This window comes from Variovorax sp. V213 (assembly GCF_041154455.1).
In the GTDB taxonomy this organism is placed as follows: domain Bacteria; phylum Pseudomonadota; class Gammaproteobacteria; order Burkholderiales; family Burkholderiaceae_C; genus Variovorax.
Window position 1 is genome coordinate 497,256 of sequence record NZ_AP028664.1, and the last position, 16,666, is coordinate 513,921.

The 16,666-nt window shown below is 67.3% G+C and carries 13 protein-coding genes; 10 read left to right on the forward strand and 3 right to left on the reverse strand.

What is annotated here, in order from left to right:
* Positions 1 to 9: 9 nt before the first annotated feature.
* The 5 genes from ACAM55_RS02470 (at position 10) to ACAM55_RS02490 (ending at position 3,532) form a co-directional block, all read left to right on the forward strand.
* Complete coding sequence (locus ACAM55_RS02470; protein WP_369654515.1) at positions 10 to 498, forward strand: YbaK/EbsC family protein; 489 nt, start codon at positions 10 to 12, stop codon at positions 496 to 498.
* Positions 495 to 761 carry a DUF1289 domain-containing protein gene (locus ACAM55_RS02475; RefSeq protein WP_369654516.1) on the forward strand — a complete coding sequence of 89 codons (267 nt, stop codon included), beginning with the start codon at positions 495 to 497 and terminating at the stop codon, positions 759 to 761. Before ACAM55_RS02470 ends, ACAM55_RS02475 begins: the two co-directional genes overlap by 4 nt.
* Positions 758 to 1,402, forward strand: a complete 645-nt coding sequence (locus ACAM55_RS02480) for a 2-hydroxychromene-2-carboxylate isomerase (protein WP_369654517.1) — start codon at positions 758 to 760, stop codon at positions 1,400 to 1,402. Before ACAM55_RS02475 ends, ACAM55_RS02480 begins: the two co-directional genes overlap by 4 nt.
* Before the next feature lie 166 nt (positions 1,403 to 1,568).
* Positions 1,569 to 3,263, forward strand: a complete 1,695-nt coding sequence (locus tag ACAM55_RS02485) for an MFS transporter (RefSeq protein ID WP_369654518.1) — start codon at positions 1,569 to 1,571, stop codon at positions 3,261 to 3,263.
* 122 nt (positions 3,264 to 3,385) lie between these two features.
* Positions 3,386 to 3,532 (forward strand): hypothetical protein, encoded by a 147-nt coding sequence (locus ACAM55_RS02490; protein WP_369654519.1) that lies wholly within the window; start codon positions 3,386 to 3,388, stop codon positions 3,530 to 3,532.
* Positions 3,533 to 3,598: 66 nt separating this feature from the next.
* Here the strand turns inward: ACAM55_RS02490 and ACAM55_RS02495 are convergent, their stop codons facing one another.
* Positions 3,599 to 4,705, reverse strand: coding sequence for an ABC transporter substrate-binding protein (locus ACAM55_RS02495; RefSeq protein WP_369654520.1), 1,107 nt, complete (start codon positions 4,703 to 4,705; stop codon positions 3,599 to 3,601).
* A 170-nt stretch (positions 4,706 to 4,875) separates the two neighbouring features.
* Between ACAM55_RS02495 and uvrA the strand changes: the two genes are divergently transcribed.
* The 4 genes from uvrA (at position 4,876) to ACAM55_RS02515 (ending at position 13,927) form a co-directional block, all read left to right on the forward strand.
* Positions 4,876 to 10,629, forward strand: a complete 5,754-nt coding sequence (uvrA, locus tag ACAM55_RS02500; protein WP_369654521.1) for an excinuclease ABC subunit UvrA — start codon at positions 4,876 to 4,878, stop codon at positions 10,627 to 10,629.
* 122 nt (positions 10,630 to 10,751) lie between these two features.
* Positions 10,752 to 11,801: an ornithine cyclodeaminase gene (locus ACAM55_RS02505; RefSeq protein ID WP_369654522.1), complete on the forward strand. Its 1,050-nt coding sequence runs from the start codon at positions 10,752 to 10,754 to the stop codon at positions 11,799 to 11,801.
* A gap of 7 nt (positions 11,802 to 11,808) precedes the next feature.
* The gene (locus ACAM55_RS02510) at positions 11,809 to 12,855 is read left to right on the forward strand and encodes a histone deacetylase family protein (protein WP_369654523.1); all 1,047 of its coding nucleotides are present in this window, start codon (positions 11,809 to 11,811) and stop codon (positions 12,853 to 12,855) included.
* 94 nt (positions 12,856 to 12,949) lie between these two features.
* Positions 12,950 to 13,927, forward strand: coding sequence for a Bug family tripartite tricarboxylate transporter substrate binding protein (locus ACAM55_RS02515; RefSeq protein WP_369654524.1), 978 nt, complete (start codon positions 12,950 to 12,952; stop codon positions 13,925 to 13,927).
* On the opposite strand, the gene ACAM55_RS02520 is transcribed toward ACAM55_RS02515, so the two are convergent.
* Positions 13,884 to 14,483: a TetR/AcrR family transcriptional regulator gene (locus ACAM55_RS02520; RefSeq protein ID WP_369654525.1), complete on the reverse strand. Its 600-nt coding sequence runs from the start codon at positions 14,481 to 14,483 to the stop codon at positions 13,884 to 13,886. The two genes, ACAM55_RS02515 and ACAM55_RS02520, sit on opposite strands and share 44 nt — an antisense overlap.
* Before the next feature lie 87 nt (positions 14,484 to 14,570).
* Here ACAM55_RS02520 and ACAM55_RS02525 point away from each other — a divergent pair, with 87 nt between their 5' ends.
* The gene (locus tag ACAM55_RS02525; RefSeq protein WP_369654526.1) at positions 14,571 to 15,836 is read left to right on the forward strand and encodes an MFS transporter; all 1,266 of its coding nucleotides are present in this window, start codon (positions 14,571 to 14,573) and stop codon (positions 15,834 to 15,836) included.
* On the opposite strand, the gene ACAM55_RS02530 is transcribed toward ACAM55_RS02525, so the two are convergent.
* Positions 15,826 to 16,662, reverse strand: coding sequence for an HAD-IIB family hydrolase (locus ACAM55_RS02530; RefSeq protein WP_369654527.1), 837 nt, complete (start codon positions 16,660 to 16,662; stop codon positions 15,826 to 15,828). The two genes, ACAM55_RS02525 and ACAM55_RS02530, sit on opposite strands and share 11 nt — an antisense overlap.
* Positions 16,663 to 16,666: the final 4 nt, after the last annotated feature.

Sequence of the window (16,666 nt, forward strand, 5' to 3'; positions counted from 1 at the left end):
AGCCCTGTGATGTGCGGCGCTGAACTTCACGCACTCCCGGAAGGTGTGCAACGTGTTTCTCGCATGCTGCAGGACGCGGGCCATCCGCATTCGCCGCGCATGCTCGACGATGCCTGCCGCACCGCGCAGCAGGCAGCCGATGCGCTCGGCATCCTGGTTGGCCAGATTGCCAAGAGCATCATCTTCAGGCGCAAGAGCGACGACGTGGCTGTGCTGGTCATCACCTCGGGCGACAAGCGGGTCGACGAGAAGAAAGTCGATGCGCTGGTCGGCAAGACCGGCCGCGCCGATGCCGAGTTCGTGAAGGCGCGCACCGGCTTCACCATCGGCGGGGTGTCGCCGGTGGCGCATGCCACGCCACCCGTGGTGCTGATCGACCGCGAACTGTTCCGCTTCGAGGAGATCTGGGCGGCCGCGGGCCATCCGCACGCGGTGTTCCAGCTGCGCCCGCAAGACCTCGAGAAGCTCACCGGTGCACCCGTGGCGGACGTGGTGTGAATTTCGATGCCGCGGAAACCCTGGCCGAGCGGGCCGTTGCCGTGCAGTGCTCGGCCGGCGACGTGCCATCGCCCTGCACCTCGGTCTGCCGCATGGACCGCCTGAGCGGCTTCTGCGAAGGGTGCCTGCGCACCATTCCCGAGATCGCGGGCTGGAGCAAGATGGAAGACGAGGCGCGGCGCGGCGTGTGGCGCGCAATAGAGTTGCGGGCACGCGCCGGCATCTGGCGCATTCCGGAAGAAACAGGAGACAAGCACGCATGAAGCACATCGACTTCTACCTGGACTTCATCTCGCCCTACGCGCACCTCGCGTTCGAGCATCTGCCGGAGGCCCTCGAAGGCCTGAGCTACAGCGTCGCCTACAAGCCGGTGCTGCTCGGCGCGATCCTCAAGCACCACGGGCAGCTGGGCCCGGCGGAGATTCCGGCCAAGCGCAGCTGGACCTACCGCCATGTGCTCTGGCTCGGCCATGCGAACGGCATCCAGATCGAGATGCCGGCCTCGCACCCCTACAACCCGCTTCCGCACCTGCGGCTTGCGCTGTCGACCTCCGACGACGGCAGCATCAGCCGCCTGGTGGCAGAGACCTTGTTTCGCCACGTATGGCGCGGCGGTGAGGAAGCAGGCGACGCCGCGCGCCTGGCTGCGCTGGCGGCGCAGCTGACGCCGAAGCGCGACATGAACGGCGACGAGAACAAGGCGCTGCTCAAGCGCAACACCGACGAGGCCCTGCGGCGCGGTGTGTTCGGCACCCCGGCGTATGTGGTCGACGGCCGCCTGTTCTGGGGTTTCGACGGCCTTGCGATGCTGCGCACCTACCTGGCCGGCGATGCGTGGTTCGAAGGCCCCGAATGGGCGGCCGCCGACCAGCGGCCCTCCTTGCTGCGCGGCAGCAAAACCTGAGCAACCGGCCGATTTCTTACAAGCTGAAACGCGCCCCGCGGGTTTCACCTTAATTCGTAAGCGTCGGTTCAGTTTCGCGAAAGGCTCGGGTCAGTCGCGCCTCCAAGAATGCTTCACGGTCCCGAGTGCCGGGACCGAACGAACGCATACACAGGAGACGACGCAAATGGCAGCAACACTGGATTCGAGGGGGGTGCCGCATCCGGCCCCCCGGCCCATGTCCTCGGAGGAGAAGAAGGTCATCTTCGCTTCCTCCCTTGGCACGGTGTTCGAGTGGTACGACTTCTATCTCTACGGTTCGCTGGCCGCGATCATCGCGAAGCAGTTCTTCAGCGGCCTGGATGCGGGCGCGGCCTTCATCTTTGCGTTGCTGGCATTTGCCGCGGGCTTCCTGGTGCGGCCGTTCGGCGCCATCGTGTTCGGCCGGCTCGGCGACATGATCGGGCGCAAGTACACCTTCCTGGTCACGATCCTGATCATGGGCCTGTCGACCTTCATCGTCGGCCTCTTGCCCAGCTACGCGACCATCGGCGTTGCGGCGCCGGTGATCCTGATTGCGCTGCGCATGCTGCAGGGCCTCGCGCTCGGCGGCGAGTACGGCGGTGCCGCCACGTATGTGGCCGAGCACTCGCCGCACGGCAAGCGCGGTGCCTACACCTCGTGGATCCAGACCACTGCCACGCTCGGCCTGTTCCTGAGCCTGCTGGTCATCCTGGGCGTGCGTACCTGGCTCGGCGAACAGGCGTTCGGCGAGTGGGGTTGGCGCGTTCCCTTCCTGGTGTCGATCGCGCTGCTCGGCGTGTCGGTGTGGATCCGTCTTTCGTTGAGCGAATCGCCCGCCTTCCAGAAGATGAAGGCCGAGGGCAAGACCTCGAAGGCTCCGCTGTCCGAATCCTTCGGCCAGTGGAAGAACCTCAAGATCGTGATCCTGGCCCTGGTCGGCCTGACCGCCGGCCAGGCCGTGGTCTGGTACACGGGCCAGTTCTACGCGCTGTTCTTCCTGACGCAGCAATTGAAGGTCGACGGCACCACCGCCAACCTGATGATCGCCGCATCGCTGCTGATCGGTACGCCGTTCTTCGTGGTGTTCGGCACGCTGTCGGACAAGATCGGCCGCAAGCCGATCATCATGGCCGGCTGCCTCTTGGCCGTGGTGACCTACTTCCCGGTCTTCAAGATGATCACGGAATATGCCAACCCCGACCTGGCCCGCGCGCAAGCCACGGCCGGCGTCACGGTGACGGCGGATCCCAAGTCGTGCTCGTTCCAGGGCAATCCGGTGGCGCGCGAAATCGACTTCCGGAGCTCATGTGACATTGCCAAGCGCTACCTGGTGCAGAACTCGGTGAGCTACGACAACGTCGAGGGCGCGCCCGGCTCCAAGGCCATCGTCAAGATCGGCAGCAAGACCATCGAGGCGCCCGCGGGCAACGTGGTCAACCTGAAGTTCGACGAAGCCTCCGCCAAGGAGATCGCCGCCTTCAAGAAGGGCGTGGCCGAGGACCTCAAGGTGGCGGGCTATCCGGCCAAGGCCGACCCCGCGAAGATGAACAAGCTGATGGTCGTCGCGCTGCTGTTCTGGCTGGTGCTGCTGGTCACGATGGTCTACGGCCCCATCGCCGCGATGCTGGTCGAACTGTTCCCGACGCGCATCCGCTACACCTCGATGAGCTTGCCGTACCACATCGGCAACGGCTGGTTCGGCGGCCTGCTGCCGACCACCGCCTTCGCGATCGTGGCGACCACCGGCAACATGTACAACGGTCTCTGGTACCCGATCGTCATTGCGGCAATGACGCTGGTCATCGGCACGCTGTTCATCCGCGAAACCAAGGACGTCGACATCTACGCGAACGACTGAACGCAGGTTTCAGGAGGAGGGTGGCGCAAGCCGGCCCTCCGTTCAACAAAGGGGCTTCATGCCGTCGGCATGAGGCCTTTTTCTTGAACCCCTCACATCATCATCATCAGGAGACAGACCCCATGTGGAAACTCGTTGTCGGCTTCGTTATCTTTGCCGCCATTGCTCTGTATGTCATCTCGAAAGGCGGCGACAAGATCGACATGTCGGGCGAGAAGCACGGTGGCGAGGCGACGCACGAACCCGCGCCTGCTGCCGCCCCCAAGTAAAGAGAAAAGGAAAGTCGTTCCCAGGATCGCGCCACTCCGCGGCGGCGGAGCACCGGCGCTGCTGTTCTAGCGCTTGAACCGGCCGTCGCTGATGATCGCCAGGTCGGCGAAATCGATGCCCGAGTGGTCCTGCGGCGAATAGCTCACCTCCAGGCCGCCAAGGTCGTAGGCACGCATGCTTTCGAGCGCGGCAAGCACCTTGGCGCGCGTCGGCTTGGGCCCGGCGCGGCGCAGCGCCTCGACCAGCACCTTGGCCGACGCAAAGCCCTCGAGCGCGGCCGGGGAGAGTTCAACCTGGCCCTTGGCCTGCGCCAATGCGAGCGCTTCCTTGACCATGGGGTAGCTGATGGAGCGCTCGTTCGGGAACACCTGGGTCACGATCACCCCTTTGCTCGCTTCGCCCAGTTGCTTGATGAACCCCGACGACGCGTTGTTCGACAAGGTGACCACCTGCGCTGCCGAACCGGAGGCGCGCAGCGCCTTGATGCCTTCGACCACGGCGGTGCCCGAGCCGATCCACAGCACGGCCTGAGCGTTGGCATCCTTGATGGTCGGCACGATGGTCTTGTAATCGGGCTTTTCGCGGTCGGCGGGCACGGTGACCAGGGGTTTGGCCTGGGCCTTGGAGAAGCCCGTCGTGGCGCCTTCGAGGGCGTCCTGTCCGAAGGAATCGGTCACGTAGACCACCGCGATGCGCGCGATGCCGGTGGTGAGCAGGTGCTGGATGGCTTTCTCGGCTTCGCGCTGGTAGGTGGCGCGCACGTTGAACACGTGCCTTTGTACCGGCTTGTGCAGCGCCATGGCGCCGGTGGAAGGGCCGATCAGGGCCACGTCGTATTTGTCGAGCCAGGGAATGATGGCCTGCGAATGCGGCGTGCCGCGGCTCATGAAGAGCGCCGTCACCTTCTTCTCTTCGATCAGCACGCGGGCGTTCTCGCTCGCGCGTTTGACGTCGAAGCCGTCGTCCATGCGCAGCACCTCGATCTTTTCTCCATGAAGGCCGCCTTGCGCGTTCACGGCATCGATCACCAGTTGGGCCCCGGCGATGGTTTCGTTCACGCCTGCGGCCACCGAGCCGGTCAGGCCCGCCGTCTGGCCGATCAGGATCTGGGCGGGCGCGGCCGTCGCGGCCAGTGCCAGCAGGGCACCGCAAAGTACATGCAGCTTGTTCATGGATAACTTCCCAATGCAGTTGGAAACGTAAGCAAAGGTCCTATTTGTTACTTAAAGTGTCTAAAACTGAATCAGTACAAACCCCTGCGCGGGCGTGGACCATGTGACGGAGTGCACGAATCCGTCACTTACCACTCCCTAGAATGTTTGCCCCACCCCCCAAGGCATTCATGACACAGGGCTCCATCCGGATTCGCGGCGCGCGCCAGCACAACCTCCAGAACCTCGACCTCGACATCCGCACCGGCGAGATGACCGTGGTCACCGGGCCGAGCGGCTCGGGAAAATCGAGCCTCGTGTTCGACACCCTTTATGCCGAGGGCCAGCGGCGCTATGTGGAGACCTTCTCGGCCTACGCGCGCCAGTTCCTGGACCGGATGGACAAGCCCGCCGTCGACAAGGTGGAGGGCGTGCCGCCCGCCATTGCCATCGACCAGACCAACCCGGTGCGCTCGTCGCGCTCCACGGTCGGCACGATGACCGAACTCAACGACCACCTGAAGCTGCTCTACGCGCGCGCGGCCCAGTTGTTCGACCGCGAGACCGCGCTGCCGGTGCGCCACGATTCGCCCGACAGCATCTTTGCGCAGATTGCAGAACGGGCGGCCGCGGCGGGCGATCCGCGGCTGGTGGTCACGTTTCCGGTCGAGTTGCCGGCCGGCACTTCTGCAGAAGAAGTGACGCAGTGGCTGTCGGCCAGCGGCTTCACGCGGGTGCAGTCGGAGCGCGAGGTGGCCACGCCCACCGGTCCGCGCAAGGTGCTCGACGTGGTGGCCGACCGCTTCCGCATCTCGAGCGCCGAGCGTTCGCGCGTCGTGGAGGCCATCGAGGTGGCGCTCAAGCGTGGCAGCGGGCGCGTGACGGTGCACGCCACGGGCGCCGAGGAAAACGCTTCCACCGAGGTGTGGAAGTTCTCCACCGGCCTGCACTGCCCGGAGAGCGACATCCGCTACACCGACCCGATCCCGTCGATGTTCTCGTTCAATTCGGCCGTCGGCGCATGCGACACCTGCCGCGGCTTCGGCCGCGTGATCGGCGTCGACCTGGGCCTGGTGATTCCGAACGACAAGCTCACCTTGCGCGCCGGCGCCATCAAGACCATCCAGACCCCGGCCTGGAAGGAGGCGCAGGACGACCTCATGCGCCACGCCGAGGCGGCCGGCATTCCGCGCGACACGCCCTGGAACAAGCTCACCGACGAGCAGAAGCACTGGGTGATCGAGGGCACGCCCAGCTACAAGGAGGGCAACTGGAACAAGCAGTGGTATGGCGTGCGGCGCTTCTTCGGCTACCTGGAAAGCAAGGCCTACAAGATGCACATCCGCGTGCTCTTGTCCAAATACCGCAGCTACACGCCATGCCCCGTCTGCAGCGGCGCGCGCCTGAAGCTCGACAGCCTGCTGTGGCGCATCGGCAGCAAGGATGATGCGGATGCAGTGCTGGAGCCCGCCAAGCGCTTCATGCCGACCGGCGCCAAATGGACGCGCGCCCAGCTCGAATCACTGCCCGGCCTTTGCCTGCATGACCTGATGCTGTTGCCGATCGAGCGGCTGCGCCGCTTCTTCGACCGCGTCGAACGGCACGGCAACGGCAACACCGCAAGTGAGGGCGAGGCGCAGGCCTTGAAGCTGTTGTTCGAGGAGATCACCACCCGCCTGCGCTACCTGCATGACGTGGGTATCGGCTACCTCACGCTCGACCGCCAGAGCCGCACGCTCTCGGGCGGCGAGGTGCAGCGCATCAATCTCACCACGGCGCTGGGCACATCGCTGGTCAACACGCTGTTCGTGCTCGACGAGCCCAGCATCGGCCTGCATCCGCGCGACATGAACCGCATCACCGAGGCCATGCTGCGCCTGCGCGACGCCGGCAACACGCTGGTGGTGGTCGAGCATGACCCGGCCGTGATGCTCGCGGCCGACCGCGTGATCGACATGGGCCCCGGCCCCGGCATTCGCGGCGGACAGATCGTGTTCGACGGCACCACCGACCAGCTGCGCGATGCCGACACGCTCACCGGCCAGTACCTGGGCGGCCGAAAGAAGATCGGCATGGGCTTCAAGCGGCTCGTGAGCGAGAACACGCACCGGCTCATCCTCGAGGGCGTGCGCGAGCACAACCTGAAGGACATCACGGTCGACTTTCCGCTCGCGCGCCTGGTGTGCGTGACCGGCGTGAGCGGCTCGGGCAAGTCGACGCTGATCCAGGACGTGCTGGCGCCAGCGCTCATGCGGCATTTCGGCAAGGCCACGGAAACGCCGGGCGCACACGACCGCATGCTCGGCGCCGATCACCTCGGCGACGTGGTCTTCGTCGACCAGTCGCCCATCGGCAAGACGGCGCGCTCCAACCCCGCGAGCTACGTGGGGGCGTGGGACGCGATCCGCGAGATCTTCGCCACCGCGGCGCTGTCGCGCCAGCGCGGCTATACCGCGAGCAAGTTCAGCTTCAACTCCGGCGACGGGCGCTGCCCGACCTGCGGCGGCTCGGGCTTCGAGCACGTGGAGATGCAGTTTCTTTCGGACGTGTACCTGCGCTGCCCCGATTGCGACGGCAAGCGCTACCGCCCCGAGATCCTCGAAGTGAAGGTCGAACGCAAAGGGGCGAGCTACAGCGTGGCCGACGTGCTCGATCTCACCGTGGCCGAAGCGGCGTCGGTGTTCGAGGCCGACCGCGACGTGCTGCGCGTGCTGCAGCCGATCTCCGACGTGGGGCTCGACTACGTGAAGCTCGGCCAGCCCGTGCCCACACTGAGCGGCGGCGAGGCGCAGCGCCTCAAACTGGCAGGCTTTCTGGCGGAGGCCGCGAAGAGCGCGACGGCGAGCAAGCAATCGGTGGCGCGCAGGGGCACGCTGTTCCTGTTCGACGAGCCCACCACCGGGCTGCATTTCGACGACATCGCGCGGCTGATGCGCGCGCTGCGCAAGCTGCTGGACGCCGGCCACTCGCTGATCGTGATCGAGCACAACCTCGACGTGATTCGGGCGAGCGACTGGTGCATCGACCTCGGCCCCGAAGGCGGCGAGGGCGGCGGGCAGGTGGTCGCGGAGGGCACCCCCGAACAACTGCGCGAGAACCGCGCCTCGCTCACCGGCGCGGCCCTGGCCGACTACGAGCTGGCCATCGGCCCCGAGGCCTACAAGGTGGCCGAGCGCGCGGCGCGGCGCTACATTGCCAACGCCAAGACCGCGCCCGGCAGCAACGCCATCGAGATCGTCAATGCGCGCGAGCACAACCTGAAGAACCTCAGCGTGGACATTCCGCGCGGCAAGTTCAGCGTGGTGACGGGCGTCAGCGGTTCGGGCAAATCGACGCTGGCCTTCGACATCCTGTTCAACGAAGGGCAGCGGCGGTACCTCGAGTCGCTCAACGCCTATGCGCGCAGCATCGTGCAGCCGGCAGGCCGGCCCGAGGTCGATGCGGTCTACGGCATTCCGCCCACGGTGGCCATCGAGCAGCGCCTGTCGCGCGGCGGCCGCAAGAGCACGGTGGGCACCACCACCGAGGTCTGGCACTTCCTGCGCCTGTTGTATGTGAAGCTCGGCATCCAGCACTGCATCCACGACGGCGCGGCCGTTCAGCCGCAGACGCCCGACAGCATCGCGGCGCAGCTGATGCGCAACTTCAAGGGCCAGCACATCGGCCTGCTCGCGCCGCTGGTGAGCAACCGCAAGGGCGTGTACACCGAGCTGGCCGACTGGGCGCGGCCGCGCGGTTTCACGCATCTGCGCGTGGACGGCGAGTTTCTTCCGACGACCGGTTTCCCGCGCATCGACCGCTTCAAGGAGCACAGCATCGAGCTGCCGGTGGCCAGCCTCGACGTGCTGCCCTCGAAGGAAAACGAACTGCGCGAGGCGCTGACCAAGGCGCTCGAACACGGGAAGGGCGTGGTGCACGTGCTGAGCCAGCTCGACGGCCTCAAGGCAGCGATGATGGCCGGCGTGTCGGCTCATGGAATCGGCCGTGTCAATGTGTTCTCCACGCTGCGCGCCTGCCCGGTCTGCAGCACCAGCTATGCCGAACTCGACCCGCGCCTGTTCAGCTACAACAGCAAGCACGGCTGGTGCCCCGACTGCGTGGGCACCGGCGTCAAGCTCAGCAAGGACCAGCGCAAGGTCTTCGACGACTCGATTCGCGACGACGACAGCAAGGGCCGCGAGCAGACCTTCGCCGAGCCCGAGGTGGAAGACCTGGCCGACGTGGCGTGCCCGACCTGCGAAGGCACGCGGCTCAATGCCACGGCGCGCGCGGTGAGCTTCGGCGCTTCGCTCGCGGACGGCATGGGCGGCATCGGCATCACCGAGCTTGCGCGCATGAGCGTGACCGAGGTGCGGCGGTGGTTCGAGGGGCTGGCGTTGACCGGACGCGAAGCCGAGATTGCGCGCGACCTGGTGCCCGAGATCAAGAGCCGCCTCGAATTTCTCGAAGAGGTGGGCCTGGGCTACCTCACGCTCGACCGCGGCGCACCCACGCTCTCCGGCGGCGAGGCCCAGCGCATCCGGCTTGCGGCGCAGCTCGGCAGCAACCTGCAGGGTGTCTGCTACGTGCTCGACGAGCCGACCATCGGCCTGCACGCGCGCGACAACCAGATCTTGCTCAACGCGCTGCACAAGCTCGGCGACAAGGGCAACACGCTGGTGGTGGTGGAGCACGACGAAGACACAATCCGCCGCGCCGACCACATCATCGACATCGGCCCGAGCGCCGGCAAGCGCGGCGGGCGCCTCGTGGCCGAAGGTTCGGTGGCCGACATCCAGGCGGCGGGCGATTCGCAGACCGGCCGCTACCTGCGCGATGCCATCAAGCATCCATTGCAGGCGCGGCGGCTGATTCCCTCGCCCGACCCGAAGGCGGAAGACAGTGGCCAATGGCTCACCGTGCATGGCGCCGACCTGCACAACCTGCAGGACCTGACCGCCGCGCTGCCGCTGCACCGCCTGGTGGTGGTGACCGGCGTGAGCGGCTCGGGCAAGTCGACGCTCGCGCGCGACGTGCTGCTGGCGAGCGTGCAGGCTGTCGTGATCCAGCGCATGACCAAGGCCGGCCGCGACGCCGACGCCGCGGGCAAGCGCCCGGCGTGGTCCGGCTGCGATCGCGTCGAGGGCTACGAGACCATCGACCGCGTGCTCGAGGTCGACCAGACCCCCATCGGCAAGACGCCGCGCAGCTGCCCGGCCACCTACATCGGTTTCTGGGACACCATCCGCAAGCTGTTCGCCGACACGCTGGAAGCCAAGGCGCGCGGCTACGGCCCGGCGCGCTTCAGCTTCAACACCGGCGAAGGCCGTTGCCCCGGCTGCGACGGCGCCGGCGTGCGCACCATCGAGATGAGCTTCCTGCCCGACGTGAAGGTGCCCTGCGAGGTGTGCCACGGCGCGCGCTTCAACCCCGAGACGCTGGCCGTGAGCTGGCGCGGCAAGAGCATTGGCGACGTGCTGCAGATGGAAGTGGACGAGGCGGTGGAGTTCTTTGCCGCCATGCCCAACATCAGCCACCCGCTGCAGCTGCTGAAGGACGTGGGGCTGGGGTATCTCACGCTGGGCCAGCCTTCGCCCACGCTCTCGGGCGGCGAGGCGCAGCGCATCAAGCTGGTGACCGAGCTCAGCAAGGTGCGCGACGACATCACCCGCCGCGGGCAGAAGGCGCCGCACACGCTGTACGTGCTCGATGAGCCGACGGTGGGCCTGCACATGGCCGACGTCGAGAAGCTGATCCATGTGCTGCACCGGCTGGTGAACGGCGGCCACAGCGTGGTGGTGATCGAGCACGACCTCGACCTGATCGCCGAGGCCGACTGGATCATCGACCTGGGACCCGAAGGCGGCAACGCCGGTGGGCGCATCGTTGCGGCGGCGCCGCCGGAAGAGGTCGTTCGGCTGGGTACCCACACCGGCGTGGCCCTGGCAGCGGTGCTGGCACGTTGATGCCCGCAGGCGCACAATGGCTTCAACCCTTGGCGCAGGCGCATCCTGAATCAGCCATGGTGGGGTGAGTGAATCGTGTGAGGAGATGAAGCGCCGTGCCGGGCTACGCAAGGAGCCATGTCATGACCCGCTTCATCGATGTTCACAGCCTGGTTCGCCTGGTGGACGAAACCGGCGTTCCCGAATTTCTCAAGGCCCTGGCCGACGCGCTGCGCGACGATTTCATGCGCTGGCGCGAGTTCGACAAGAAGGCGCGCGTGGCCAGCCACTCGCACCTGGGCGTGATCGAGTTGATGCCGGTGGCCGACGATGGCGCCTACGCTTTCAAATACGTGAACGGGCATCCGCACAACACGGCGGTCGGGCTGCCCACCGTCATGGCCTTTGGTGTGCTGGCCGAGGTCGATACCGGGTACCCCGTGCTGCTGTCGGAGCTCACGCTCACCACCGCGCTGCGCACCGCCGCCACTTCGGCCATGGCGGCGCAGGCCCTGGCGCGGCCCGGCTCGCGCAGCCTGGCGCTGATCGGCAACGGCTCGCAAAGCGAGTTCCAGGCCCTGGCCTTCCATGCGCTGCTGGGCATCGAGGAAGTGCGCGTGTTCGACATCGACCCGCACGCCACCGACAAGCTGGTGCGCCACCTGTCCGCCTGCACGCCGCTCGAGGTGGTGCGTGCCCATTCGGTTGCCGACGCCGTGCGCGGCGCGGACATCGTCACCACCGTCACGGCGCATCAGGGCCACGCGGTCGTGCTTGCGCCCGAGATGATCGAGCCGGGCATGCACATCAACGCGGTGGGGGGCGATTCGCCCGGCAAGACCGAGCTGCACCCCGAGGTGCTGCGCCTGGCGCGCGTGTTCGTCGAGTACGAACCGCAGACCCGTGCCGAGGGCGAGATCCAGCAGCTGCCGGCCGACTTTCCGGTGCACGAGCTCTGGAAGGTGCTGCTCGGCAAGGTGCCGGGACGCGAGAGCGCGGACCAGGTCACGGTGTTCGACTCGGTCGGCTTCGCGCTGGAGGACTACACCGCGCTGCGTTACATCCATCAGCTGGCCATCGAGCGTGGCATCGGCCAGCAGATTGCGCTGGTGCCCGAGCTCGATGACCCGAAGGATCTGTTCGGGCTGACCGCTTCCGGCCGGCGGCGTGCGGTGCTGCGGCGTGCGGCATGATGGCGGCATGCTCACCATTTACAACGACCAGCACGCACTGCATCAAGGCAAAGTCGAAATGTTCCGCGGCGAGCTGGTGCCGTGCTTCGAGGTGCCCGCCCGCGTCGACCACGTGAAGCATGAGCTGGAGCGCCGCGGCCTGGGCCCGCTACAGGTGCCCGATGCCTTCGACGAAGCGCTGCTGGCCCGGGTGCATGCGCCGCGCTACCTGGACTTCGTCGCCCACGCGTGGGAAGAGTGGGTGGCGCTCGATCCGTCCAACGTGTCGCGCGATGCCCTGCCTTCGTACTGGCCCACGCGCGGCATGCGCACCGACGTGCTGCCCAGGAGCTTTCCTGCGCGCTTGGGGCTGTTCGCGTTCGACGCGGGCACGCCGCTGATGGCCGGCAGCTGGGCTGCAGCGCGCCACGGTGCCGCCTGTGCGTGGACCGCGGCACAGCGCGTCATCGGCGGCCAGCGGGCCGCCTTTGCGCTCACGCGGCCGCCGGGCCACCATGCGGGCGCCGATTTCTTCGGCGGCTACTGCTTCGTCAACAACGCCGCGGTGGCTGCGCAGGCGCTGCGCGATGCGGGGGTGGCGCGCGTCGCCGTGCTCGACGTGGACTACCACCACGGCAACGGCACGCAGGCCATCTTCTACGAGCGCAGCGACGTTCATTTTGCAAGCCTGCATGGCGACCCGATGGCCGACTACCCGTACTACCTGGGCCATGCCGACGAGCGCGGCGCGGGCGCCGGCCTCGGCTTCAACCACAACCTGCCGCTGGCGCGCGGCACCGACTTTGCGGCTTGGCGCGCGGCGCTGAAGGCAGCGCTCGACGGCATTGCCGCGGTGCGCGCGGACGCGCTGGTCGTGTCGCTCGGCGTCGACACTTTCGAGGGCGACCCGGTCGCGGGCTTTCGGCTGAAGAGCGCCGACTACCTGCGCATGGGCGAAGACCTGGCGCGCGCCGGCGTGCCGACGGTGTTCGTGTTCGAGGGCGGCTATGCGGTGGCGGAAGTGGGTGTCAACGCGGTCAACGTGCTGGAAGGTTTCGAGCAGGCGGCTGGCTGAGCCGCCTCGGCGACAGCAGTCGGGTGAGCACCGATTGCCGCAACGGACGAGGCAAGGCCCAATCCGCGCCTTGTCCACGTTTCAGGAGCCAGCCATGTCCCGCCGTTCTCTTCTCTGTGCCGCCACGCTCGCCGCGTGCGGCCTCGTTTCTCCGCTGGCGGCATTTGCCCAGGCCTTTCCCAACAAGCCGATCAAGCTGGTCATCGCCTTCCCCGCGGGCGGCCCGACCGACATCACGATGCGCCAGCTCGCCGACAACGCGAGCAAGATCATCGGCCAGCCGGTCATCATCGACAACAAGCCCGGCGCCGGCGGCACGCTGCCCGCGCAGGCGCTGCAGACCGCGCAGCCCGACGGCTACACCATCGCGCAGATTCCGCTCGGCGTGTTCCGCCTCGGCTACACCACCAAGATCAACTGGGACCCGCTCAAGGACATCAGCTACGTGCTCAACGTCACGGGCTACGCCTTCGGCATCGTGGTGCCGGCCAACAGCCCGTTCAAGACCTGGGCCGACTTCGTCGCGTATGCCAAGGCCAACCCCGGCAAGCTCACTTACGGCTCCACCGGCAACCTCACCAGCCCGCACCTCACGACCGAACTCATCGCGCAGAAGGCCGGCATCGAGCTGCAGCACGTGCCCTACAAGGGCAGCGCCGACCTGATGCTCGCGGTGGTCAGCGGCCAGCTCATGGCGGCGGCCGACAGCACCGGCTTCGCGCCGCAGGTCGAGGCCGGCAAGCTGCGCGTGCTCAACACCTGGGGCGAGAAGCGCCTCGCCAAGTTCCCTGATGCGCCCACGCTGAAGGAGCTGGGCTACGACATCGTGCAGAACTCGCCCTTCGGCATCGGCGCACCCAAAGGGACGCCGCCCGAGGTGGTGAAGAAGCTGCATGACGCCTTCAAGCAGGCGATGGAGGAGCCCAGCTATGTGGCTTCGCTGGGGCGCTACGACATGCTGCCGAACTACATGAGCTCGGCGACGTACACCAAGTTTGCGCAGGACACGGTGGTGCGGGAGAAGGCGGTCATCGAGAAGCTGGGTCTGGCGAAGGAACCGAAGACGAACTGATCGCAAACAGCTCCTCCACCAGCCGCGCCGCCAACTCCGGCTTCACGGGGTCGCCGCCGAACACGAGGCGGAACACGATGGGCGCGATCAGGTGGTCGATCACCTGCTGCGCCTCGGGCGCGTGCTCGCCGCGGGCGTGCGCCTGCTCGACCAGTGTCAGCGCTTCCTTGCGGCGGTTGCGCAGGCAATCCGTGTCCGAGTCGCCGTTGGCCAGCGCGGCCGCGGCTTTCAGCAAGGACTTGCTGCAGGGTTGCGACAGGTGCGTGATGAGTTCCTCCGCCCACGCGGTCAGGTCTTCGCGCAGCGCGCCGGTGTTGGGCAGCGGCCGGTTCGGGTCCAGCCGGTGCGTGGCCGTTTCGGCCAGAAGCCCCGACAGATCGCCCCATCGGCGGTAGATGCTGGAAGCGCTGACGCCAGCGCGCTCGGCCACCGCCGGCACCGTGACGCGTTCTCGCCCCTGTTCGGCCACCAACTCTTCGAGGGCGGTGCGCACCAGCGCCTGCACCTGCGCGCTGCGGCCGCCGGGGCGCTTGTTGGGAAGGACGACATCGTTCATGGTAAGGACTTTAACGCAAAGATATTTGCTTTAAAAGCGTGCGGGCATAGAATTGCAAAAGCAAAAAACGTTGCGTTAAGGATCGCCATGCCCTCCTCCTGTCCTGAACTCGCCGGTTCCACAGCCGGCGTTGCCACCCGTTCCAAGCCGTGGCGCCTGCCGGTCGCCGTCGGTTTTCCGCTGTTGGCCACGGTGCTCTTCGCCTTCTTCTTCGCGGCGGCCGCGCCGTCGCCGCTGTTCGTGGTGTTCCAGCATGCCTGGGGCTTTTCGTCGTCGATGCTCACGGTCGCTTTTGCGATCTATGCGATTGCGCTGCTGATCTCGCTGCTGGTGGCGGGGTCGCTGTCGGACCATGTGGGGCGCCGCCCGGTGGTGCTTGCGGCGTTGGTGCTGCAGGCGGTGGCGATGGGCTTGTTCCTGCTGGCGCATGACATCAGCGGGCTGATCGTCGCGCGTGTCGTTCAAGGCGTGGCCACGGGTGTCGCGAGCGGCGCGCTGAGCGCGGCCGTGGTCGAGGCCGCGCCGGCCTCGCGCAAGCGGTTGGGCGCGCTGATCACGAGCGTATCGCCGCTGGCGGGACTCGCCGCGGGCGCGCTCTTGACGGGTATGGCGATACGGTTCACCGGGTATCCGGTGTCGCTGGTGTTCGGTGTGCTGGCCGGGGTGTTCGCGCTGGGCGCGGCCGTGGTGATGTGGATGCCGGAGACCGTCACGCGGCGTGCAGGTGCGCTGGCTTCGCTGGTGCCGCGCGTTTCGATCCCGCCGCAGGCCAGGGCCGAGTTCGTGCGCGGGCTGCCGGTGTTCATCGTGGTGTGGGCGATGGGCGGGCTGTATCTCTCGCTGGCGCCGTCGCTCATGCTGCATGTGTTCGCCATCGACAGCGGCGTGGTCAACGGCCTTACGGTGGCGGTGCTCTCCGGTGTCGGCGCTGTTGCGCCCACCCTGCTTGGGCGCTTCGCGGCGCCACGGCCGGCCATCATCGGCATGGCCAGCATCACGGTCGGGGTGGGGCTGCTGCTGGCGTCGCTGCACACGCGATCACTGGCGTTGTTCTTCGTGGGCACGGCGGTGGTGGGCATGGGCTTCGGCGGCGCGTTCTCTGCGCTGGTGCAAACGCTGGCCCCGCTTGCCAGATCGCACGAACGCGGCGAGCTGTTCGCGGCCATCTTCGTGGTGAGCTACCTCGCGTTCAGCCTGCCTGCGATGCTGGCCGGCTTCCTGGTGGCACCGCTGGGGCTGCTGGCTACCGCAGAGGGTTATGCAGCGGTGCTGCTGTTGATCGCAGCCTTCGGCACCTGGAGCCAGTGGGCGGCGCTGCGGCGTCCCACGCGCAGCCTGCCGGTCAGCGAGTAGCGCGGGCCGAGAGAATGGCGCGCGCCGCTTCGGCGAACCCCGCGCCGCGCTCGCCCTCGGTCACGTAGCGCGGCAGGTACTCCAGCTGCGGCACGAAGCGCGCCACGTTCGCCACGCCGATGCTGTGGGCGAAGGTGCGGAACATCAGCTGGTCGTTGGTGGAGTCGCCCACGTAGGCCCAGCGGTCGATCTCGTCGTCGAGCGTGCGGCCCCAGAGTTCGCGCACGATCCAGCGCGCGCCCTCGAGCTTGTCGTTGTCGCCGTACCAGCCGTTGATGTGGATGCTGCTGACCGTGGCGTGCATGCCTTCGCCGCGCATCAGGGCCACGACGTGTGCGATGGTCTCTTCGCTCAGCTGCACGAACTCGCTGTGGTCGATGGCGATGTCGGTTTCTCGGCCCGGCGAGTCGGTGGCGCGCCGGGCGCCCGGAATCTCGCGCTCGATGCGCGCCAGCACTTGCTGCATCCGATCGAAATTGGCGGCGCGCGTTGCCGCGTCCTGCTGGTGGCGCTTCTGCAGCTTGCCGCCCGGCACAGGCAGCAGGGCGACGGCACCGTTCTCCGCCACGATGGAGTCGACGGGCCATGCGGAAACGAAGGGCACGCTCCAGCCTACGGGCCGACCGGTGATCGCCACGACGTGAAGCCCGGCCGCCTTGAGATCGCCCAGTGCCTTCAGCGCGTCGGGCGTGATGGCGCCTTCGGTGGTGAGCGTGTCGTCGATGTCGGTGAACACGCCGATCAGGTTGCTGCGTGCGGCCTTCGACCACTGCGACAACGCCAGCAGATGGTGGGGCGAGGAGGGCAGGGAACTCGACTGGCGCATGCCT